Here is a 21,408-nt window from a genome sequence, read left to right on the forward strand (position 1 = left end):
GCTCGGGGGAGTTTGACACCGCACGTCCCGGAGGACCGGATGCCAGAAAACGCTTCATCCCCCCGCACCGATGCCCCGCCCTCGACGCCGTTCGACGAGCTCATGAGCGCGGCCGCGGAACCCACGCCTGCGCAGGGCGCGACATTTGCCACGGTCTTTCGCGGATATGACCGCGATGACGTGGATGCGGCGGTCTCGCGCCTGAGCGCGAATCTCGCCGCCGAGTCGCAGCGGGCTACCGAGAGCGCGGCGCGAGCTGATGCCGCAGCCGAGCGCCTCGCCCGCGTGGAGGGGGACCTCACCGCCGTTCGCGCGCAGCTCGCGGATGCCGAGAGTCGGATCGCCGCGTTGACGGAGGAACTGGCCGATGGGTCGGCATCCTCACCGAACCGGCGCCACTTCGAGGAGGTGCTCCGGGTCGCCGAGGAGCAGGCGAGCACCATCATCTACAACGCCACCAACCAAGCCGACAAGCTGTTGCAGGCCGCGGGAGCCGAGGGCGACAGCCGCCGGGCCGAGGCCGAGGCGGATGCCGCGCAGATCATCGCGCGCGCCAACAGCGACGCCGAACAGGTCAGGCTTCGGATGCAGACGGAGCTGACCGCGCACACCGCTCGGTTGGAGCGGGAGGCTGCGGCCTCGGCGGATGCCGTCGTGCAGGCCGAGCAGGAGGCAGCCGCGATCCGCACCGAGGCTGAAAAGGCCGCCGCGACGACCCGGGCCACCGTGGCGCGGGAGACCGAGCAGTCGCGGGCCGCCGCCGAGGAGGCAGTGCGGGAGCTGCGGATGCGGGCCGCCGAGTTCGAGGAGTCGCTCACGCGCCGACAGGACGACGCACAGCAGGAGTTCCTGGTGCTGCACAATCAGGCTGTCGCGCACGCCGAGCGCATCACGACCGACGCGAACGCGCAGGTCGCCTCCGCGCTCGAGCACGCGCAGCGGATCACCGCGAAGGCCGACGACTTCGACAAGCTCATGCGGTCGCAGGCCCAGCAGATCGACGCCGATGCCCGGATGCGGGCCGCCGAGCACCTCGACCGTGCGCGGGAGAAGGCGCAGCGGATCATCGATGCCGTGACGACGCAGACCGACACCGTGCTGCGCGATGCGGAAGACCGCACGCGACAGCTGCGCTGGCAGCAGCATCAGCTGACGAGCTTCATGGCCGAGGTGCGGGAGATGATCCGGCCTGATGGTGTGACGCCGCAGGCCGCGGAATCCGAGCACAATGGGGCGGCGACGGATGCCGACATCGCCGCGGGCGGGGACGGCGACGCCGAGCACGCGTAGTCTGGCCGAAGCCCGCGAGGGAGGTTCGGCATGGTCCAGGTACGCGTCGCCGGGGTGGCGGTGGATTCGATGGGGCAGCATGTCATTCTGCTCAAGCCCCTCAGTGATGCGCCGGGGGTCGGATCGATCGTGCCGATCTGGATCGGTGCGCAGGAGGCGACGTCGATCCTCGTCGCCGTCGAGAACGCGGTGACACCGCGACCGCTGGCTCACGACCTCATGACGGTGATGCTCCAGCAGCTGGAGGCGCAGGTAACACGCGTCGAGGTGACGCGAATCACCGACGGCACGTTCTTTGCCGAGATCACCGTTGCGCACGGCGACCAGGTTCTGATCATCGACGCGAGACCCTCGGATGCCATTGCGCTGGCCTCGCGCGTTGGTGCTGCGATCTGGGTCGCCGACGCCGTCATCGAGGAAGCCGGCATGCCCGACATCCTCGACGAGGATGACGCAGAGGTCTCGGTCGACGAGTTCAAGCGGTTTCTCGACGAGGTCGACCCCGAGGACTTTCGCGGCTGACCCCGTCGGCACCGGTGCCCGCCATCCCCGTCGAACCACGTACCACCAGCGTCGTTGCCAGCTCGATGATGCGCGGCTGGGGGTCGGCGCCGTGGGCGATGGCAGCCAGTTCGTCGATCGCCGCGCCCGCCATCTCCCGAATCGGTTGGTGAACCGTCGTGAGCGCGGGCTGGACCCACTTCGCCCCTCGGACGTCATCGAACCCCACCACGAGCACATCCCGCCCGATCTGCAGGCCGACATCGGTCGCGGCTCGGTAGACCCCGATCGCCATCTCGTCTGAGACCGCGAAGACGCCGACCGGCCCGGCTGCCGCGGCCTCGCGCAGCGCCGGAACACTCACGCGCCAGGCTCCGGGCGAGGTCCAGTCAGCTCGGACCCGGTGGATACTGGCGGCCGGGTAGCGCGAGCGGACGGTACTCTCGAAGCCCTGCACGCGAGCACGTCCGAAGCGGTACGAGGGCGCAGCATCCACGACGATGAACCGCTCCGCGCCCGCCGCGAGCAGGTGCTCCGCCGCTGCCGCACCCCCGGCATGGTCGGTCGTGCGCACGCTGGTCAACGATTCCCCCGCCTCTGCTCGCGGGTCCATCAGGACGATCGGGATGCCGGCATCGTGCAGCAGCGCGATCTGCGCAGCGGTCGGCAGAATCAGGCCCAGCACGACGCCCGCCGAGCCTCGAGACCGGATGCGCAGGGGCCAGTCGTCGTCGGGAGTCTCACGTTCTGCCGTGAGGACCAGGTCGAACCGATGCCGGGCTGCCGCCAGGTGCGCGCCAGCGGTCACTTCGTCGGCGTAGGGGTCGTGGAAGGTGCCCAGGACGAGATCGAACAGGCGTGACGTTCCCGTCCGCGGTCGTCCCCGCCGCACGCCGGTGCTCGAGTAGCGGTGCCGCTGGGCGACAGCCAGCACGCGGGCACGGGTCTGCGGGGTCATCTCTCCCTTGCCGCGCAGCGCGCGGGAGGCCGTTGAGACACTGACCCCGCTCTCGGCGGCGATCTGGGCGAGGGAGCTCACGCAGGCCATTTTTGCGCAAAATTGAAGACACCCGCCACGCCCAGTGGCATTCTGGTGCGCGGATCGCGAGAGAAAGGCGATGTCGATGGCGATGTCGAGTCCAGCAGTCCTGAGGGTTGCCATCATCGGGACCGGCTTCATGGGAAAGATGCATGCCCATGCGTGGCGCACCGCGCACCGTTTCTTCCCCCTTGACGCCACCCCCGAGATCGCCGTCGTCGTCGGGCGGGATCCCGACCGAACCGCCGCCGCGGCTACCGAGTTCGGGGCTCTCGCGTCGGCCACCGACTGGCGGGAGGTGGTGACGCGTCCCGACATCGATGTCGTCGACATCTGCGCGCCCGGCGACACGCATGCCGAGATCGCTTTGGCAGCTCTTGCCGCCGGAAAGCACGTGCTGTGCGAGAAGCCGCTCGCGAACAGCGTTGCCGATGCCGACCGGATGGCGGCAGCAGCCGAGGCGGCTCCCGACGTCGTCGCGATGTGCGGGTTCAGCTACCGCCGCACTCCCGCCCTCTCGCTTGCGCGTGAGCTGATCGCGGCGGGGCGACTGGGTGAGATCCGACACGTGCGGGCGCAGTACCTGCAGGACTGGCTGAGCGACCCCGAGGCCCCCTTCACCTGGCGCCTGGACAGGGCGCGCGCGGGGTCGGGCACGCTCGGAGACATCGGTGCGCACAGCATCGATACGGCCCAGTGGCTCACGGGAGACCGGATTGCGAACGTCTCAGCGGTCACGAGAACGTTCGTCACCGAGCGTCCGGAACGCGACGAGCACGTGGGTCTTGGCGGACGAGCCGCCGACGGTGCGCCGCGTCGCGAGGTCACCGTCGACGACGCCGCGGCCTTCACCGCTACCTTCGCCGGCGGCGCGCTGGGTGTTTTCGAGGCCACCCGCATGGCAACGGGCAGGCGCAACGCCAACCGCATCGAGATCAACGGATCGCGCGGCGCGATCTCATTCGACTTCGAGCATATGAACGACCTCGAGTTCTACGACGCTGCCGATCCGGCGGGGGAACAAGGCTTCCGTCGCATCCAGGTCACCGAGCCCGAGCATCCGTACGCGGCGGCCTGGTGGCCCGCGGGGCACGGCCTCGGATACGAACACGGCTTCACGCACCAGATCGTGGACGTCGTTCGCGCGATCACCGAGCGGGGGCCTGTCTCGCCCTCGTTCGCCGAGGCAGCCCAGGTGCAGCGTGTTCTCGCTGCCGTCGAAGCCAGCGCGGCGCACGGCAGCGTCATGACCGTTGTGGAAGGAGCATCATCGTGACCAGCAGGCAGGCGCTCGTCGTTCGCGGCGGGTGGGACGGGCACCATCCCGTCGAAGCCACAGACCTCTACATCCCGTTCCTGGAGGCGAGCGGATTCGCGGTGCGGGTCGAAGAGTCGCCGGAGATCTACACGGATGCCGGTGTGATGGCAGCTACCGACCTCGTGCTGCAGTGCGTCACGATGGCCGACGCATCGCGGGAGGCGATCGCCGGGCTGCGGGCCGCCGTCAGCGCAGGCGTCGGTTTGGGTGGCTGGCACGGCGGAATCGCTGACTCCTATCGTCGGGACGCCGACTACCTGCAGCTGATCGGTGGGCAGTTCGCGACGCATCCGTCCAAGAGCCCGGATCAGTGCACGGGCGACCAGAGTGATAACTACCTGCCGTACACGGTCGAGATGACAGAGCTCGGGCACGAGCACGAGATCACCGCAGGAATCGGCGATTTCGAGCTGACGACCGAGCAGTACTGGGTCCTGCACGATGACCTCAACGACGTTCTCGCGACCACGACGCATCCGACCCAGCCGTACCACCCCTGGCACCGCCCGATCACGTCGCCTGCGATCTGGACCCGGCTGTGGGGAGCGGGGCGCGTCTTCGTTGCGACACCCGGGCACAGCCTTGACGTGCTCGAGAACCCGAACGTACGCACGATCATCGAGAGGGGATTGCTGTGGGCAGCACGCACGGCGTCGGCGTCGTCGGACTTGGTGTGATCTTCGCGCAGTACCGCGAGACTCTCGTCGGAGAGCGCGACGTCGCGATCGTCGCGGTCGCCGATCTTGATCACGCCCGCGCGCAGGAGGTCGCTGACACGATCCCCGGATGCCGCGCCCTGAGCGTCGCGGAACTGATGGCAGACCCCGCCGTCGACACCGTGCTGAACCTCACGATCCCTGCTGCGCACGCGGAGGTCGCGCTGGCCGCGCTCGCCGCAGGCAAGAACGTTTACGGGGAGAAGCCGCTCGCGGCAACGCTGGCGCAGGCGCAGCAGATCATGGCGGCGGGTGGGCCTGCGTGGGTCGGCGGCGCACCCGACACCGTTCTCGGCGCCGGTATCCAGACTGCCCGGGAGATCGTCGACTCGGGTCGGATCGGCCGCCCGCTCGCGGCGACGGCCACGTGGGTCGCCCCAGGGCACGAGGCGTGGCATCCGAACCCGGACTTCTACTACCGGGAGGGCGGCGGACCCCTCATGGACATGGGCCCGTACTACCTCACCTCGCTCGTCCACCTGCTGGGCCCCGTCGTCAGCGTCAGTGGAGCATCCTCTCGCAGTCGCGACACCCGCACGATCGCATCGGGACCGCGGGCAGGGGAGGAGATTCCGGTCGAGGTCGACACGTACGTGACCGGCACGCTACGGCACGCCGGCGGCGCGATCTCGACCGTCGTCTTCAGCTTCGACAGCGTCGCAACCCACGCCTCCCCGATCGAGGTGCACGGCGAGACCGGCTCGATCGCCGTCCCGGACCCGAACATGTTCGAGGGTGACGTGCAGGTGCGGATGCTGGGAGCACCGGACTGGGAGAGCGTTGCAGCGTCAGCCGGATACCGCGATGCCGGGCGCGGTATCGGCCTTATCGACCACGTGCGCACCGGCGCCGGGCGTGCGAGCGGTGCCCTCGCCCTCCACGTCCTCGAGATCATGGCCGAGCTGCTGCGCTCGGCGCGCGAGAACACCCCAATCACCCTCACGACCACGGTGCAGCGACCGCCCCTGGTTCCGCTGACCCCCGCATCCGACTGGAGATGAACCCATGACCGCAACCGCCCGCGCCGTCGTCGACCTCGACGTGACCGGTCCCGTCATCAGCCGCCACCTCTACGGGCACTTCGCCGAGCACCTCGGTCGCTGCATCTACGACGGGTTCTGGGTCGGCGAGGATTCACCGGTCCCGAACGAGCGCGGCATCCGTCTCGACATCGTCGAGGCCCTGCGTGCCGTGAACATCCCGAATCTGCGCTGGCCGGGTGGATGCTTCGCCGACGAGTACCACTGGCGGGATGGCATCGGCCCGCGCGACCAGCGCCCCCGCATGGCGAACACCCACTGGGGTGATGTCATCGAGAACAACCACTTCGGTACTCACGAGTTCATGGACCTGTGCGACATGCTCGGCGCCGACCCCTATGTCAACGGAAACCTCGGCAGCGGCACGGTGCAGGAGATGGCCGACTGGGTCGAGTACCTCACGCGCGACGACGACAGCCCCATGGCGCGGCTGCGTCGCGAGAACGGTCGCGACGAGCCCTGGAAGGTCCCGTTCTGGGGTCTCGGTAACGAGGCGTGGGGGTGCGGGGGCACCATGTCGCCCGAGCACTACGCGAACGAGGCCCGCCGCTACGCGACCTTCTGCCGCAACCACGGCGGCAATCAGCTCACCCGCATCGCCGCCGGTGCGAACGAGGGCGACCTCCGCTGGACACGAGCCCTCATGGAGGCGGTGAACTGCCTCGGGTGCACGAAGGACGACAATCCCGTCTACCAGGCGATCTCGTTCCACTACTACACGCACTCGGGAACGGGCATCAACACCGAGGATGCCGCGGGCTTCACCGACGACCAGTACTACCGGACGATGGCCTACGCGGCCGGGATCGAGCGGATCGTCGCCGCACACGTCGCGCTCATGGACGCCTATGATCCGCGTGGGCGCATCGACCTCGTGTGCGACGAGTGGGGCACCTGGTGGAACGTCGAGGAGGGCACCAATCCTGGGTTCCTGTTCCAGCAGAACACGGTGCGCGACGCCCTGGTCGCGGGCCTGCACTTCGACATCTTCCACCGTCACGCGCGCCGGCTCACGATGGCGAACATCGCCCAGACCGTCAACGTGCTGCAGGCGATGATCCTCACCGACGGTGACAGTCTCGTGCTGACGCCGACCTATCACGTGTTCGAGATGAACAAGGGGCACCAGGATGCCCTGCAGCTAGGCGCTCACATCCTCGAGGCGCCGAGCGAGACGGTGGGGGATGAGGAGCTGCCGCTGTTGTCGTTCTCGGCATCCGTCAAGGACCACAGGGCCCTGGTCTCGCTGACACACCTGGCGGCGCACGATGACCTGGATGTGAGCATCGACCTGCGTGGTCGGGCAGCTTCCGTCGCCCGTGCCCGCGTCCTCAGTGCGGAGAGCGCGTCGGCCTTCAACGACCCGAGCGCGCCCGACCGGGTCGCACCCACGCCGGTGGAGGCGCAGATCGACGACGGGGTGCTTTCCGTGCGGCTTCCGGCTCACTCGTTCGCGACGATCGAGCTGGACCTCGCCTGAGGGTCAGTATCTGAGGTGACCCGCGCGACGCGTGCTCAGGCGCGCGTTGCGCGGGCGACGGCCTCGATCAGGGTGTCGATGTCGGCCTCGGTCGTGTCGAAGCTGCACACCCACCGCACCTCACCGACCGAGGCATCCCAGTCGTAGAACCGGAAGCTCTCGCGGACGGTCTCGGCAGCTCCCGGGGGCAGCGTCGCGAAGATGCCGTTGACCTGGGTCTGCTGCGTGAACCCGACCCCCGGATGGTGCCCGCGGCGATCGCCTCCTCCAGGCCGTGTCGGAGGCGCGCTGCCATGGCGTTGGCGTGACGGGCGTTGCGCAGATACAGGTCACCCTCGTACAGGGCGACCAGCTGGGCCGAGACGAACCGCATCTTGGAGGCGAGTTGCATGTTCATCTTGCGCAGGTAGTGCAGTCCGACGGATGCCGCCTCGTCGAGCACCACGATCGCTTCGGCCGCGAGAGCCCCGTTCTTGGTTCCCCCGACGCTGACGACGTCGACCCCGACATCCGTCGTGAAGGCGCGCAGCGGCAGGTCGAGGGCTGCGGCGGCGTTGGAGATCCGGGCCCCATCCATGTAGAGCAGCATTCCGCGCTCGTGGACGTGGTCGGCGATCGCGCGGATCTCGGCGGGTGTGTAGAGGGTGCCGAGTTCGCTCGACTGGGTAATGGCGACCACCAGTGGCTGGGCGCGGTGCTCATCGCCCCATCCCCACGCCTCGGTGTCGATCAGCTCGGGCGTGAGCTTGCCGTCGGGGGTCGGGATGGTGAGCAGCTTGATGCCGCCGACCTTCTCGGGCGCCCCGCCCTCATCGCTGTTGACGTGGGCCGTGGATGCCGCGATCACCGCTCCCCACCGGGGCAGCATCGACTGCAGCGCCGTGACGTTCGCGCCCGTGCCGTTGAAGACCGGGAACACCTCGACGGCCTTCCCGAAGTGGCCCGCGAACACCCCGCGAAGCCGCTCGGTCACCGAGTCGGCGCCGTACGCGGGCTCATGGTCGACGTTCGCGGCGGCAATCGCTGCGAGAACCTCGGGGTGGATACCGGAGTAATTGTCGGAAGCGAATCCGCGGGCGTGGACGGGTGTGCTGCTCACCGTCTCAGCCTACGGTTCGCGGGGACCTCTCCTCGCGACGCGGTCATGCGTCGGTGGCCCGGATGCCGGACGTTGAGGCGATCACCGGGCGCATCTTCTTCTCGAGCGCCTCGTAGAACATCGACAGCGGGAACTCGTCGTCGAGCACGGCATCCGTATACCCCGACAGCGGGCCGGCGAGCACGTCGTCAGGCAGCCCCCGGTTCCATCGCGAGGCCGGGTGCGGCGGAAGCGTCTCGCGGATGAGGTCGTACGCAGCCAGCCAGTGCACGGGCTTGGGCCTGTCGATGGAGGCCCAGTAGAGCTCGTCGATGCGGTCGGCCAGCGCAACGACGGCTGCGGGAACCGCGTCCCAGTCGATGGTCAGGGCGGTGTCGGTCCAGTGGAGCACCCCGCGCTGGTGCAGCCACGCGAACAGCAGCTGTCCACCGAGTCCGTCGTAGTTGCGCATCCGCGACCCGGTGATCGCGAACCGGAAGATCCGGTCGAAGACCACGGCGTACTGCACCAGTTGAGCGTGTTCGAGGGTCTCGTCCTCGGTCGCGCTGAGGGTCTCGCCGCCGTCGCGGCGCCCCTGCAGCCGCGCGTGGATTCGGACGCTCTCGCGGAACGCCGTGAGATCGCAGCGCAACTCCTCGAGCGCGTAGAGGAAGTACGGCATCCGCTGCTTGATCATGAACGGGTCGAAGGGGAGGTCTCCGCGCATATGGGTGCGGTCGTGGATGAGATCCCACATCACAAAGGTGCGTTCGGCGAGGGCCGGGTCATCCAGCATGCGCGCCGCATCGGCCGGAAGGTCGAGCTTGGTGATCTCAGCTGCCGCGCGCACGACCCGGCGATAGCGGGCAGCCTCACGGTCTTGGAAGATCCCGCCCCACGTGAAGGTCGGGATCTCGCGCATCGCGACGGTCTCGGGAAACAGCACCGCAGAGTTGGTGTCGTAGCCCGCCGTGAAGTCGATCAGCCGGAGCGAGACGAAGAGGGCATTGCCGTAGTCCGTGCTCTCGAGTTCCGCGATGAACTCGGGCCAGATGGCCTCGACCAGAACCGCCTCGACATGACGCTGCCTCGATCCGTTCTGTGTGTACATCGGGAAGACGACAAGGTGACGGATGCCGTTCACGCGATGCCGCTGCGGCTGGAACTCCACCAGCGAATCGAGAAAGTCGGGAACCCCGAACCCGTCGCCAGCCCACCGTTCGAAGTCCCGCGTGAGGGCAGTGAGGTAGCTGGCGTCGTGAGGGAACGCCGGGGCCAACTCGGTGATTGCCGCCACGATCGCCGCGACGTGTGCGCGGGCCGCGGGGTGGTCTGCGGCATCCGGAATCGAGCCGTCGGTGACCTGCAGCGGGTGCAGCGCTTCGGCAGCGGCGCGCAGCCGAAGCCACGCCGGCGAGGTCTCCACCGATGCACTGATCTCGGCGGGAGCAAACGGTGTGAGGGGAGCGGGGGACGACAGGGTCGACATGAGGCCTCCGAACGTATGGTCGTTGGCGATTCTAGATATTTCTCCGTCAAAGCCGCTGTGCAGCAGGAATATTTCCGGCTCTCACGGCTTGCCGCGGCTAGGCTCGTGCCTATGTCCACGGAAACTGCGCCCCCTCGGCTCGATGACGATACCGACGCCCGCATCCTGCGCGCCCTCTCGGCGGATGCGCGCGCGACCCTCGCCGACCTCTCGGCGGCCGTCGGGCTGTCTGTGTCCGCGGTGCAGGCACGTGTTCGTCGCCTCGAGAGCCGGGGGATCATCACGGGATACCGCGTCGTCGTCGACCCCGAGGCTGTCGGCAAGCCGCTGGCAGCGTTCGTCGAGATCACCCCGCTCGACCCCGCGCAGCCCGACACGGCACCCGAACTGCTCGCTCACCTGGAAGACATCGAGGCCTGCCACTCCGTCGCGGGTTCGGCAAGCTACCTCTTGCTCGTGCGGGTCGCGACGCCCCGTCACCTGGAGTCGCTGCTTCGCGACATCCGGGTGGCAGCCAACGTGAGCACGCGAACGACCGTGGTGCTGCAGACCTTCTACGAGCATCGTCCGATCGCACCCGCTGCTGTTCCGCGCTAGGTGCTTCGAGAGGTCTCGAGCTCCCCGGGGCTCACGGACTGGCCAGCTCGCTCGAGCGGGGAGGCGGATGCTGGACCGGCCGAGTTCCCTCGGCCGGTCCAGCGGGAATTACTGCCCGCCCTCGGTCAACGTGACCTCGATGGGGGTGTACGTCGCCGAGACGTCGTATCCGTCCTCGACGAGCTCCGCGAGAGCTTGCTCGATGTACTCGTTGGAGTACGCCGACGCGGGCGGCTCAGCAGTGATGAGGTTCAGCCCGTCCTGGTTGACCGCAGACAGGGCGCCGGCGACCGTCTTGTCCCAGGCTGCCGGGTCCATCACGCCGAACTCTGACCCGTTCCAGATGAGCTTGTTGACTTCGTTCATCATCCACTCCTGGTGGACGGGGCCCACCGGGAAGGCAGCTTCGGCGTTGATCGCGTAGTCGTAGGTGATCGCGGCGGCCTCGACAGGATTGTCGCGGGCGTAGATCCATCCCTTCGTGATCGCCTTGAGGAACCGCACGGCGGCATCGGCGTATGCCGGGTCGGATGCGAGGCGCTCGGTGTCTGCCCAGATCGCGTCCTGCAGCATCGCGCCCTCGGTCTCCTCGTACGAGATGACGTTCAGGTCGTCGAGGGTGTACAACTCGCCAGTCTCGGGGTTGACGGTCTCGAGAACCTGCGCAAGCTCGTTGTAGGTCATCGCCTGCGCGGCGTCGACGTCGCCATCCAGCAGCGCGTTCATGCTGAAGTCCTGCGTTGTAATCGACACCGTCGTGGAGTCGAGGTCATCGGCTGCCATCGCGGCGAAGATCTCCCACTCGTTCCCGAAGCCCCACGAGCCGATGCGCTTGCCCTCGAAGTCGGCGACCTCGGTGATGCCCGAGTCAGCCCAGGAGACCTGAGTGGTGCCGGACTCCTGATAGACCTGCGCGATATCGGTGAGTTCCACGCCCGTCGCCTCGAGACTTCCGAGGACCTTCGGGACCCAGGCGATCGCGAAGTCCACGTCTCCCGCGATCAGGGCGTCCTGGGGAACGATGTCGCCGCCGGACGGGATGATCTCGACATCGTCGAAGCCCTCCTCCTCGAAGTAGCCCTGGTCGAGGGCGACGTAGTAGCCCGCGAACTGCGCCTGCGGGAGCCACTGCAGCTGCAGACTGACAGTGGTGAGCGGCTCGAACTCCCCGCTGTCTTCCGTGGTGGCTGGATCGGACGAGCCCGCGCACGCCGCCAGTGTGAGCGCGGCGACGGTGAGGGTGGATGCGGCGACAAGGCCGCGTCTGGTGCTGTGTCTCACGGTGTTCCCTTCTTCGGTGGGGGTGCTCTCTCGGTGGTGCGGGTAGTGCCGATGGTGCTCGGTGGTGCGGGTGGTGCTCGATGCCGGTCAGACCGGCATCCTTCGGGTCGACAAACGCTCCAGAAGCGAGGTGACCAGGAAGAAGGCGAGGCCGATGATGATTCCGCCCAGCACGAAAGCCCAGGCCAGGGCAGCGCGTCCCGACTTGGCGTACGTCGCGATCGCGGTGCCGATACCGTTGGCGGGCCCGCCGAAGTACTCGGCCACGAGCGCTGCGATGACCGCCAGGGAGCTCGCGATCCGCAGGCCTGTCATGAGGTAGGGCAGCGCGGTCGGCAGGGTCAGCAGCCGGAAGGTCTGACCCGGTGATGCTGCAGAGGCCCGGAACAGATCGCGGTGCACGGGCCTGCTCTGACGCAGCCCGCGCAGCACGTTGATGAAGACGGGGATGAAGGCGGCAAGCCCGGCGACGGCCTGCCTACCGAACTGGCTGGATGCGCCGAACATCGTGTTGAGCACCGGGGTGATCGCGACAATCGGGATCACCGCCAGCGCGGCGACGAGCGGTGCGAGCATCCCGTCGAACGGGCGAATCGCGGCGGCAAGCGCCGCCAGCGCAATCGCGACGAGCGAGCCGACCACGAGACCGATGAGCGCGTTCGTGGCAGTGACCGCCATCGCCTCCGCGATGATGTCGCTGTGCGCGACGAACTCCTGCACGATCGCGACGGGGCTCGGCAGCATGCGTGGTGCCGAGGCAGCCACATCGACATACAGGATCCAGGCGGCAAGGCCGAGGATGCCGACCCCGACCGGCGCTGCCACGCGCACCCACCCCGGCAGGGGGCGTGCTGACAGCGTGCTGGCGCGCAGGCTCATCTCTCGTTCGCTCTCTCGACCGCGGTCCCGTGCAGCGCTTCACGCACTGCCGTGACGCGCTCGAAGTACGCGGGCGACTCGCGCAGCTCGTCGTCTCGCGTCTGACCGAGCCCGATCGCGACGATCTCGGTGATGCGCCCCGGTCGAGGGCTCATCACCACAACCCGGTCCGAGAGAAAGACGGCCTCGGGAATCGAGTGGGTGACGAACACGACGGCCGCGCCGGTTTCAGCAGCAATGCGCGTGAGCTCGGACTGCAGGTACTCCCGGGTCATCTCGTCGAGCGCCCCGAACGGCTCATCCATCAGGAGGAGCCGCGGGCGGGCAGCCAGTGCTCGCGCGATGGCGACACGCTGCTGCATCCCGCCCGAGAGCTGATCGGGGTAGCGATCAATGAAGTCTGAGAGCCCGACCAACTCGGCAAGGTCCTTGACCCGCGCTTCGCGGGAGGGCTTGGCTGTTCCGTGCAGTTCGAGAGGGAGCGCGATGTTGCCCGCCACCGTGCGCCAGGGCAGCAGTCCCGCCTGCTGGAACGCGATGCCGTAGTCCTGATCGATCCGGGCTAGGTGGGCGGGTTTACCGAAGAGCTGTAACGTGCCCGTTGTCGCCTCGTCCAGATCGGCGATCAGACGCAGCAGCGTCGACTTACCGCATCCCGACGGTCCGATGAGTGAGACGAACTCACCCGGCGCGACATCCAGGTCGACCCCTGTGAGTGCGGTGACGTCTCCACCTGACGTTGGGAAAACCTTCCCCACGTCGCGGGCGAGGACGGCGGGTGTCTCTGGCGCAGTCGACGGCGTACTCATGCGGTGGCCTCTCCTCGTCGGTAGCGGTGCAGACCCACGCCGATCAGGGCGACCGAGCCAGCTGCGATCAGCCCGAGCGCGATGGCGCCGAAGATCGGCCCCCACGGGGCGGCCGGGTCGCTGGAGGCTTGACCGGCGAGCTGGATCAGCATCCGTCCGATTCCGCCCCGCATCCCGATCGAGACCTCCGCGACGACGACCCCGAGCACGGCGTTCGCGGCGGCGAGTCGCAGGGCCGGCAGCAGGTGAGGCACCGCAGCGGGCAGCCGAAGGTGGCGCAGGGTGGCCCAGTAGCCGACGGCATAGGTGCGCATCAGGTCGACATGGATGCGGTCGGGTGCCTCCAGGCCGCGCAGGGCCCCGATCGCGACAGGGAAGAACGCCAGATACGAAGCGATGACGGCGACCGACAACCACTGCGGCCAGCTTGTGCCGCCGCGATCGATCTGGTTGCCGATCGCGTTGATGACGGGTGCAAACGCGATAAGGGGGACCGTCTGACTCACGACGATCCACGGCAGCAGGCCCCACTCCAGCAGCTGCCAGCGCTGCATGACCAGGGCCAGCGCACCGCCCACGATGACGCCGAGCACCCACCCGACCGTCGCGATCCCGAGGGTTGTGAGTGCGGCGATCGCGACGGTCGCGACCAGGGGCGGGGTGTCGCCGCCGCTGGTGGGAGCGACAAGTCGTGCGAGCATGTCCCACACGTGAGGCATGGCGCGATCGTGCGTTCGCGGCAGGATCATGAATCCGGAACCGGTCTGACCCTCGACAGCGCCGATCGTGACACCGTCGGCGGGACCGAGGAACTTGTAGCCCTCCCAGATGAGGACGATCGCCAGCACGCCGAGGATGCCCCACCCGAGCCCCTCGATCCGCCCCCGCATGTCGTGCCGCCTCACTCGCTCGTGTCGATCCAGCCGCGTCGAGCCGTCACGACTTCGCCGTGACCTTCTCGCGCAGGGCCGGGATCACGGTTTCGCCGTAGACACGGAGGGTCTCTTCCTTGTTGTCGTGCTGCAGGTAGCCGGCGAACTGGGTGACGCCGAGCTCGCGCAGTGCCTCGAGCTTGGCGATGTGCTCCTCGGCCGTCCCTAGCACGCAGAAGCGGTCGACGATCTCGTCGGGCACGAAGTCGACGTGGTCGTTGTGGCTCTTGCCGTGCGAGTTGTAGTCGTACCCGGTGCGACCGGCGATGTAGTCGGTGAGGGCAGCCGGTACGGCGCCGTCGGTGCCGTACTTGGCGACGATGTCGGCGACGTGGTTGCCGACCATCCCGCCGAACCAGCGGCACTGGTCGCGCATATGGGCCCAGTCGTCGCCGATGTACATGGGAGCTGCGACGCAGAACGCGATCGACTCCGGATCACGGCCGGCGGCTGCCGCGGCATCCTTCACCGTCTGGATCATCCACGCCGCGATGTCGAGGTCGGCGAGCTGCAGGATGAACCCGTCGGCGACCTCTCCGGTGAGCTTGAGTGCTAGTGGGCCGTAGGCTGCGACCCAGACATCGAGCTCGGAGCCGGTGCTCCACGGGAACTGGAGCGTCGCATCCTTGTACTCGACGGCTCGCGAGTTGGCCAGCTCGCGAATGACGTGGATCGACTCGCGCAGCTCTGTCAGCGTGGAGGGCTTGCCGTTGGTCACGCGCACGGCCGAATCGCCGCGTCCGATGCCGCAGATCGTCCGGTTGCCGTACATCTCGTTGAGTGTCGCGAAGACGGATGCCGTGACCGTCCAATCCCGCGTCGCAGGGTTTGTGACGAACGGCCCGACGGTCACCGTGCGGGTCTCGGCGAGGATCGCGGAGTAGATGACGTACGGCTCTTCCCAGAGCAGATGCGAGTCGAAGGTCCATACGTGGCTGAACCCGTGCGCCTCCGCGAGCTTGGAGAGCTGGATCACGCGCGAAGCGGGGGATTGGTCTGGAGGACGACACCGAAATCCATGAGCTGCCTCACACCAGGTACTGACTCAGGCCGCGCTTGACGAAGCTGCCATCGCCCTTGCGGCCGAGGTACTGACCGTCGTCAACGATGACCTTGCCCTTGGAGATCACGGTGTCCACGTGCCCGTCGATCTCGAAACCCTCCCAGGCCGAGTGATCCATGTTCATGTGGTGGGTCCGCTCGTAGCCGATCGAGGTGTGCCCGTTCGGGTCGTAGACGACGATGTCGGCATCCGCCCCCGGCTGGATGACGCCCTTCTTGCCGTACATCCCGAACATGCGCGCCGGCGTCGTGCTGGTCAGCTCGACCCAGCGTTCGAGGGTGATCTCGCCGGTGACGACGCCCTGGTACATGAGGTCCATGCGGTGCTCGACCGAGCCGATGCCGTTGGGGATCTTGCGGAAATCCTCCAGCCCCAGGGTCTTCTGGTCCTTCATGCAGAACGGGCAGTGGTCGGTGGAGACCATCTGCAGATCGTTCGTCCGCAGCGCCTGCCACATGTGGTCCTGGTGGCCTTCCTCGCGCGAGCGCAGCGGCGTCGAGCACACCCACTTGGCGCCCTCGAAGTCGCCCCACTGCTCGCTGGAGGCGCCCAACTGCTCTTCCAGCGAAAGGTAGAGATACTGCGGGCAGGTCTCGCCGAACACGTTGAACCCGTTGTCACGGGCGGCGGCGAGCTGCTCGACAGCTTGTTTCGCAGAGACGTGCACGACGTACAGCGGCGCTCCGGTGATGTTCGAGAGCATGATCGCGCGGTGCGTGGCCTCCTCCTCGGCCTGCCATACGCGGGCCTTACCGTGGAAGTACGGAGAGGTCTTGCCGGCGTCGACCAGTTGCTGGGCGAGGACGTCGATGACGGGCCCGTTCTCGGCGTGCATCATCGTGAGCAGACCGGTGTCGGCGGCGACCTGCATCGCCTTCAGGATCTGGGCGTCATCCGAATAGAAGACGCCGGGGTAGGCCATGAACAGCTTGTAGCTCGTGATCCCCTCGTCGACGAGGGTCGGCAAGAACGCGAGCGACTCATCGTCGATGCCCCCAACGATCTGGTGGAAGCCGTAGTCGATCGCGCAGTTTCCCGCGGCAAGCTCATGCCACGCGGCGAGGCCGTCGGGCACCTTCGTGCCGTAGGTCTGCACGGCGAAGTCCACGATCGTCGTCGTGCCGCCCCACGCGGCGGCGCGCGTGCCGGTCTCGAACGTGTCGCTCGCGAACGTGCCGCCGAAGGGCAGCTGCATGTGGGTGTGGGCGTCGATGCCGCCGGGGATGACGTACTTGCCCGTCGCGTCGACGACGGTGTCGACGGATGCCGCCAGGTTCGTCCCGAGCAGTTCTGAGCCCGGCGCGAGAACCGCGACGATCTTCTCTCCGTCGATGAGGACGTCGGCGGCTGCCCGGCCAGTGGCCGAGACGACGGTGCCGCCGGTAATCAGCGTGGTGCTCATGGCGCAGAGATCCCTTCGTAGCTGTCGGGGCGGCGATCGCGGTAGAACTGCCAGTCGTCGCGCATCTCCTGGACCATGTCGAGGTTCAGGTCGCGGATGAGGACTTCTTCGTGCTCGCTGGAGCCGAGGGCGCCGACGAAATTCCCCCGCGGGTCGATGACCTGGCTCGTGCCGTAGAAGCTCACCGCCTCGTCGCCGTACTCGTTGTCTTCGCGACCCACGCGATTGGGCTGAAGCACGAAGTAGCCGTTGGCCACGGCAGCGCACGGCCCTTCGACCTCCCAGAGCCGGTTGGACAGCCCCGGCTTGGTGGCGTTGGGGTTGAAGACCATGTGTGCGCCGTTCAGGCCCAGCTCGCGCCACCCCTCCGGGAAGTGGCGGTCGTAGCAGATGTACATGCCGACCTTTCCGACGGCAGAGTCGAAGACCGGGTAGCCGAGGTTGCCGGGCCGGAAGTAGAACTTCTCCCAGAACTTCTCGACGTGCGGGATGTGGTTCTTGCGGTAGCTGCCGAGCACCGTGCCGTCGGCATCTACCAGCACTGCCGTGTTGTAGTAGACCCCGGTTTGGGCCTCCTCGTAGATCGGCAGCACCATGACGGTGCCGAGCTCCTTCGCCACTGCCGCAAAGCGCTGCACGATGGGACCGTCGACCGGTTCGGCGTAGCGGTAGTACTTCTTGTCTTGCGTGATGCCGAAGTACGGGCCGTAGAAGAGTTCCTGGAAGCACACGACCTGTGCGCCGTCGGATGCTGCATCCCGGGCGAACTGCTCATGTTTGTCGAGCATGGATGCCTTGTCGCCGGTCCACGTGGTCTGCGTGATGGCCGCTCTTACCGTCGTCATCTCGGTTGCTCCCTCCGTATCGGCGGGCGAGCCGACCGGCCCACTTCTCGCCATCCTGGGTCCTCGACGTTTCCCCACCGTTTCGTGTCATGTCGGGGTGGTAACCGTTCGGCTCGACGAGGTTGTCCTCGATCATGCGCCGTTCCGGGGCGGAACGCGAGAGTTTTGGATGTCCGGGCCTCGCAGTACGCTTCCCGGCATGACGACTCCCGCTCCGGCGGACCCCACTGACGCTGCCTCTCGCGCACGCCGCTTCGGCACCGCGAAGGAGCGCACTTTCCTCCACGTGCTCGTGAATACCGCCGCTGCGAACATCACGACGAGCTACCTGTGGTTCGCCCTCACGTTCTGGGTGTACCTCGAGACCCGCTCGGTGCTGGCAACCGGGATCATCGGCGGGACGTACATGCTGCTGCTGGCGGGTGTTCGCGATGTGGTTCGGCACGCTCGTCGACCGCCACCGCAAGCATCAGGTCATGGTGTTTTCGGCTGCCGCGACCCTGGTGGCGTTCCTCATCGCCGGGGCTCTCTATCTCGCCCAGCCCGAGTCCGCGCCCGTCGACATCAGCGGTCCCTGGTTCTGGGCCTTCGCCGGCATCATCCTGCTCGGTTCGATCGTCGAGAACATGCGCAACATCGCGCTCTCGACCACGGTCACCCTCCTCGTCCCCGAGGAGCGGCACGCGAACGCCAACGGCCTGGTCGGCACCGTTCAGGGCATCGCGTTCATCATCACGAGCGTCTTCAGCGGACTGTCGGTTGGCCTCCTCGGCATGGGCTGGACATTACTCATCGCGATTGTCGCGACGGCGATCGCGGGGATTCATCTGCTGCTGCTGCGGATCCCCGAGGACCAGCCGACAGCATCCGTGGGGCGCGGCGTCGATCTCCGGGGCGCCATCACAGCCGTGCGGCTGGCGCCCGGACTATTCGCGCTCATCATCTTCTCGACGTTCAACAACCTCATCGGTGGGGTCTACATCGCGCTGATGGACCCCTACGGTCTGACCCTGTTCACCGTCGAGGCGTGGGGGATCGTGTTCGGGGTGGCTGCGACCGGCTTCATCGTCGGCGGCATCGTGATCGCCAGGTTCGGACTTGGTCGAAATCCGATCCGAACGATGCTGCTCGTCGTGGTCGCGATGGGACTGCTCGGCGCGCTGTTCACGATCCGCGAGTGGTGGCTGCTCTACGCCGCGGGCATTTGGCTCTACATGGCTCTCGTGCCGGCGGTCGAGGCCGCCGAGCAGACCGTCATTCAGAAGGTCGTGCCCTATGGCTCGCAGGGGCGCGTCTTCGGGTTCGCCGCCGCGTTCGAATCGGCGGCCGCGCCCATCACGGCATTCCTCATCGCACCGATCGCCGAGTTCTGGATCATCCCCTCCATGGAATAGCCGAGCGGTCAGCAGACCTGGGGATGGCTGCTCGGTGACGGGGATGCGCGCGGCATCGCGCTCGTGTTCGTCTTCGCAGGGCTCGCCATGGTCGTCATCGCCCTGCTCGCGTTCACGACGCGGTCGTATCGGCTCATCACCGCCCAGTACCGCGCGGCGCCCGAGGCCGCGGTGATGGAAGCGGAGAGCGCGCCGTCACCGTAGGCGGCTAGGCCGGCAGATACATCGCGAGATGGACGCGCGCGGCCCCAGCACTCCGTACCGTGGAGCAGGTGAAGCGCCCCGCCATTTTTCGCGAGCTTTTGCCCTACCAGGTGGCGACCGATGTCACCGTCGCCGGGGTGTTCGGGCTGGTCTGCCTCCCCATCGAGCTGACGGGCGCTGGCTGGGCACCCGAGGCCGCGTTGACGACCGTCATCATGTGTTTGCTCTTCGCGAGCGCGCTCGCGGTGCGCCGGCTCTCGCCGCTGCTCGCGCTCGGGGCGGCGTGGATCGCGGCGATCGCGCAGATGCTCCTGCTGCGTCCCCCCTCCTTCGTCGATGTCGCGATCTTCGCTGTGCTGTATGCGACGGCGGCCTACGGCACGGTGGTCGTGTATTGGCTCGGATTCGCGTCGGCGATCGTCGGGGCCACCGTCATCACGGGGTACCTCTTCGGCGCGCAACTGCTGAGCGTCGACTCGTGGAGCCTGCTTCCGCTGGCCGCTGCCGTCCTCGTCGCGGCGGGCTTTGCGCTGCTGCTGGCGTGGACGGTGGGAGCTCTTGTGCGAACGTCGCTGCGTGCGCAGCGCACACAGCGCGAGCGCGAGCGCGCCGAGCGGGAACGCATCGAGGAGCAGGAGCGTGGCCGCATCGCCCGCGACATGCACGACGTCGTCGGTCATTCGCTCGCCGTCATCATCGCCCAGGCCGACGGGGCCCGGTATGCCGCCGACACCGAACCGCGGGCGGCGCAGGACGCTCTCGCGACGATCTCGACCGCAGCGCGCAGTGCGCTCGCGGACGTCCGGCTGCTTCTCGCGCAGTTGCGTCACAGCGAAGGGCGAGCCCCGCAGCCGATGCTGAACGACCTGGAGGGCCTGTACGCGCAGGTGCGCGCTGCCGGACTCGCGGTGCGGGTGGATGTCGAGCCGATGCCTCCCGCGACCGTGCCGGCGGCCGTGCAGTTGGCGGTCTACCGGGTGCTGCAGGAGGCGCTCACCAACGCCATCCGTCATGGCAACGGAGACATCGATGTCACGATGCGGTGGCTTCCCGACCGGTTGCACCTGTGGGTATCGAATCCGGTAGGCCCGCCTACGGTGGATGATGGCGCCCACCCCACCGAGCCGATCGAGGTGCGTCACGGTATCGTCGGCATGCGCGAGCGGGCGCGGCTCGTGGGTGGCGCAGTGGAGGCGGGAATGGTCGGTGAGGCGTGGATTCTGCGCGCCACGTTCCCCATCCCCGGGGGCCCCGGGACCGGAATGGCGGCGGGCGCTGGGGCGACCGCCGTATGAGCGATCCTGCCGTCATCCGGGTTGCGCTCGTCGACGATCAGGCGCTCTTCCGAGCCGGCATCCGGATGGTGATCGACTCGCAGCGCGATATGGCGGTCGTGGGGGAAGCGGGGGACGGCCTGGCCGCGCTATCGGTGGTGCGGGATACCCATCCGGACGTCGTTCTCATGGACATTCGGATGCCGGTCATGGACGGCATTGAGGCGACGGCGCAGCTGCTGCAGGACCCGGGGGCGCCTCGCATCGTGATGCTCACGACCTTCGACCTCGACGAGGCGGCGGCCCGCGCGATCCGTGGTGGTGCGAGCGGGTTTCTGCTCAAGGACGCGGAACCCGAGTTCGTCCTCGCGGCGATCCGCAGCGTTCATGCCGGGTCGGCGGTCATCGCCGCGACGGCCACCGCGCAGCTGTTCGCGCACTTCCGCGACGAACGGACACTCCCCGTGCCGCGCGCGTTCGGCGACTTGACCGAGCGGGAGCGGGAGATCTTCGCCCAGGCGGCCCGGGGTCTGTCCAACGCCGAGATCGCCACCCGCGAGTACCTCTCGGAGGCGACCGTGAAGACGCACATCAGCCGCATCCTCGGCAAGCTCGGCCTGCGTGATCGCGTCCAACTCGTCGTTTTCGCCTACGAGCACGGCCTGGTCTGACCTCGACGAGCGTCTGAGCGTCCACGTGCGGAAGCCGTCAGACGGATGTCGCGGAATCATCCCTGCGATGTATGAGGGAGCATCCGACGACTGACGCGGTGGCGAG

General features: G+C 67.7%; 17 protein-coding genes and 3 pseudogenes. 10 read left to right on the top strand and 10 right to left on the bottom strand.

From position 1 onward, the window contains the following. The first annotated feature begins 39 nt into the window (after nucleotides 1–39). Together IT882_RS01705 and IT882_RS01710 are read left to right on the top strand one after the other, a co-directional pair. Nucleotides 40–1,290, top strand: a complete 1,251-nt coding sequence (locus IT882_RS01705; RefSeq protein WP_195692902.1) for a DivIVA domain-containing protein — start codon at nucleotides 40–42, stop codon at nucleotides 1,288–1,290. Between the two features lie 30 nt (nucleotides 1,291–1,320). After that, a complete protein-coding gene (locus tag IT882_RS01710) occupies nucleotides 1,321–1,812 on the top strand; it encodes a bifunctional nuclease family protein (protein WP_195692903.1) in 492 nt (163 codons plus the stop codon). Here the strand turns inward: IT882_RS01710 and IT882_RS01715 are convergent. Further along, a complete protein-coding gene (locus IT882_RS01715) occupies nucleotides 1,766–2,830 on the bottom strand; it encodes a LacI family DNA-binding transcriptional regulator (RefSeq protein ID WP_229382240.1) in 1,065 nt (354 codons plus the stop codon). The two genes, IT882_RS01710 and IT882_RS01715, sit on opposite strands and share 47 nt — an antisense overlap. Nucleotides 2,831–2,921: 91 nt before the next feature. On the opposite strand from IT882_RS01715, the gene IT882_RS01720 reads away from it, so the two are divergent. From IT882_RS01720 to IT882_RS01735, 4 genes are read left to right on the top strand one after another with little or no spacing between them, the layout of a single operon-like run. Next, nucleotides 2,922–4,106, top strand: a complete 1,185-nt coding sequence (locus IT882_RS01720) for a Gfo/Idh/MocA family protein (protein WP_195693997.1) — start codon at nucleotides 2,922–2,924, stop codon at nucleotides 4,104–4,106. Next, nucleotides 4,103–4,825: a ThuA domain-containing protein gene (locus IT882_RS01725; protein ID WP_195692905.1), complete on the top strand. Its 723-nt coding sequence runs from the start codon at nucleotides 4,103–4,105 to the stop codon at nucleotides 4,823–4,825. Before IT882_RS01720 ends, IT882_RS01725 begins: the two co-directional genes overlap by 4 nt. Beyond that, entirely contained in the window at nucleotides 4,783–5,865 is a 1,083-nt protein-coding gene (locus IT882_RS01730) for a Gfo/Idh/MocA family protein (protein ID WP_195692906.1), read from the top strand. The genes IT882_RS01725 and IT882_RS01730 overlap by 43 nt, the downstream gene beginning before the upstream one ends. 4 nt (nucleotides 5,866–5,869) lie before the next feature. Next, complete coding sequence (locus IT882_RS01735; RefSeq protein ID WP_195692907.1) at nucleotides 5,870–7,384, top strand: alpha-N-arabinofuranosidase; 1,515 nt, start codon at nucleotides 5,870–5,872, stop codon at nucleotides 7,382–7,384. Nucleotides 7,385–7,419: 35 nt separating this feature from the next. On the opposite strand, the pseudogene IT882_RS01740 reads toward IT882_RS01735, so the two are convergent. Then, nucleotides 7,420–8,483, bottom strand: a pseudogene (locus tag IT882_RS01740) (threonine aldolase family protein). A gap of 43 nt (nucleotides 8,484–8,526) precedes the next feature. Then, a complete protein-coding gene (locus tag IT882_RS01745; protein ID WP_195692908.1) occupies nucleotides 8,527–9,951 on the bottom strand; it encodes a DUF6421 family protein in 1,425 nt (474 codons plus the stop codon). Between the two features lie 111 nt (nucleotides 9,952–10,062). On the opposite strand from IT882_RS01745, the gene IT882_RS01750 reads away from it, so the two are divergent. Then, nucleotides 10,063–10,548, top strand: a complete 486-nt coding sequence (locus tag IT882_RS01750) for an Lrp/AsnC family transcriptional regulator (RefSeq protein ID WP_195692909.1) — start codon at nucleotides 10,063–10,065, stop codon at nucleotides 10,546–10,548. Between the two features lie 108 nt (nucleotides 10,549–10,656). Here IT882_RS01750 and IT882_RS01755 read toward each other — a convergent pair whose 3' ends face one another. From IT882_RS01755 to IT882_RS01785, 7 genes and pseudogenes are all read right to left on the bottom strand, one after another. Beyond that, complete coding sequence (locus tag IT882_RS01755; protein WP_195692910.1) at nucleotides 10,657–11,829, bottom strand: ABC transporter substrate-binding protein; 1,173 nt, start codon at nucleotides 11,827–11,829, stop codon at nucleotides 10,657–10,659. An 87-nt stretch (nucleotides 11,830–11,916) separates the two neighbouring features. Beyond that, the gene (locus IT882_RS01760) at nucleotides 11,917–12,708 is read right to left on the bottom strand and encodes an ABC transporter permease (RefSeq protein WP_195692911.1); all 792 of its coding nucleotides are present in this window, start codon (nucleotides 12,706–12,708) and stop codon (nucleotides 11,917–11,919) included. Beyond that, a complete protein-coding gene (locus tag IT882_RS01765) occupies nucleotides 12,705–13,517 on the bottom strand; it encodes an ABC transporter ATP-binding protein (RefSeq protein ID WP_195692912.1) in 813 nt (270 codons plus the stop codon). The genes IT882_RS01760 and IT882_RS01765 overlap by 4 nt, the downstream gene beginning before the upstream one ends. Then, on the bottom strand, nucleotides 13,514–14,422 hold the full coding sequence (locus IT882_RS01770; RefSeq protein ID WP_324253910.1) for an ABC transporter permease: 909 nt from the start codon (nucleotides 14,420–14,422) through the stop codon (nucleotides 13,514–13,516). Before IT882_RS01770 ends, IT882_RS01765 begins: the two co-directional genes overlap by 4 nt. A gap of 31 nt (nucleotides 14,423–14,453) precedes the next feature. Further along, nucleotides 14,454–15,469 (bottom strand): annotated as a pseudogene (locus tag IT882_RS01775) (TIGR03842 family LLM class F420-dependent oxidoreductase). A gap of 8 nt (nucleotides 15,470–15,477) precedes the next feature. After that, the gene (gene hydA, locus IT882_RS01780) at nucleotides 15,478–16,914 is read right to left on the bottom strand and encodes a dihydropyrimidinase (RefSeq protein WP_195692914.1); all 1,437 of its coding nucleotides are present in this window, start codon (nucleotides 16,912–16,914) and stop codon (nucleotides 15,478–15,480) included. Further along, nucleotides 16,911–17,759 carry a nitrilase-related carbon-nitrogen hydrolase gene (locus IT882_RS01785; protein WP_195692915.1) on the bottom strand — a complete coding sequence of 283 codons (849 nt, stop codon included), beginning with the start codon at nucleotides 17,757–17,759 and terminating at the stop codon, nucleotides 16,911–16,913. The genes hydA and IT882_RS01785 overlap by 4 nt, the downstream gene beginning before the upstream one ends. A 199-nt stretch (nucleotides 17,760–17,958) precedes the next feature. Between IT882_RS01785 and IT882_RS01790 the strand changes: the two are divergent. The 3 genes and pseudogenes from IT882_RS01790 to IT882_RS01800 all read left to right on the top strand — a co-directional run bounded on the left by IT882_RS01790 (nucleotide 17,959) and on the right by IT882_RS01800 (nucleotide 21,302). Further along, nucleotides 17,959–19,357: pseudogene (locus IT882_RS01790) on the top strand (MFS transporter). A gap of 68 nt (nucleotides 19,358–19,425) precedes the next feature. Then, nucleotides 19,426–20,652 (top strand): sensor histidine kinase, encoded by a 1,227-nt coding sequence (locus IT882_RS01795; protein ID WP_229382241.1) that lies wholly within the window; start codon nucleotides 19,426–19,428, stop codon nucleotides 20,650–20,652. Next, nucleotides 20,649–21,302 carry a response regulator gene (locus tag IT882_RS01800; protein WP_195692916.1) on the top strand — a complete coding sequence of 218 codons (654 nt, stop codon included), beginning with the start codon at nucleotides 20,649–20,651 and terminating at the stop codon, nucleotides 21,300–21,302. The genes IT882_RS01795 and IT882_RS01800 overlap by 4 nt, the downstream gene beginning before the upstream one ends. Nucleotides 21,303–21,408 lie beyond the last annotated feature (106 nt).

The sequence above is a fragment of the Microbacterium schleiferi genome (assembly GCF_015565955.1).
Taxonomy (GTDB): Bacteria; Actinomycetota; Actinomycetes; order Actinomycetales; family Microbacteriaceae; genus Microbacterium; species Microbacterium schleiferi_A.

Bases quoted from the DNA above. Each gene is read 5' to 3' on its own strand.
- IT882_RS01705 (WP_195692902.1), top strand. From the start codon at position 40: ATGCCAGAAAACGCTTCATCCCCCCGCACCGATGCCCCGCCCTCGACG.
- IT882_RS01710 (WP_195692903.1), top strand. From the start codon at position 1,321: ATGGTCCAGGTACGCGTCGCCGGGGTGGCGGTGGATTCGATGGGGCAG.
- IT882_RS01720 (WP_195693997.1), top strand. From the start codon at position 2,922: ATGTCGAGTCCAGCAGTCCTGAGGGTTGCCATCATCGGGACCGGCTTC.
- IT882_RS01735 (WP_195692907.1), top strand. From the start codon at position 5,870: ATGACCGCAACCGCCCGCGCCGTCGTCGACCTCGACGTGACCGGTCCC.
- IT882_RS01745 (WP_195692908.1), bottom strand. From the start codon at position 9,951: ATGTCGACCCTGTCGTCCCCCGCTCCCCTCACACCGTTTGCTCCCGCC.
- IT882_RS01750 (WP_195692909.1), top strand. From the start codon at position 10,063: ATGTCCACGGAAACTGCGCCCCCTCGGCTCGATGACGATACCGACGCC.
- IT882_RS01760 (WP_195692911.1), bottom strand. From the start codon at position 12,708: ATGAGCCTGCGCGCCAGCACGCTGTCAGCACGCCCCCTGCCGGGGTGG.
- IT882_RS01765 (WP_195692912.1), bottom strand. From the start codon at position 13,517: ATGAGTACGCCGTCGACTGCGCCAGAGACACCCGCCGTCCTCGCCCGC.
- hydA (WP_195692914.1), bottom strand. From the start codon at position 16,914: ATGAGCACCACGCTGATTACCGGCGGCACCGTCGTCTCGGCCACTGGC.
- IT882_RS01785 (WP_195692915.1), bottom strand. From the start codon at position 17,759: ATGACGACGGTAAGAGCGGCCATCACGCAGACCACGTGGACCGGCGAC.
- IT882_RS01800 (WP_195692916.1), top strand. From the start codon at position 20,649: ATGAGCGATCCTGCCGTCATCCGGGTTGCGCTCGTCGACGATCAGGCG.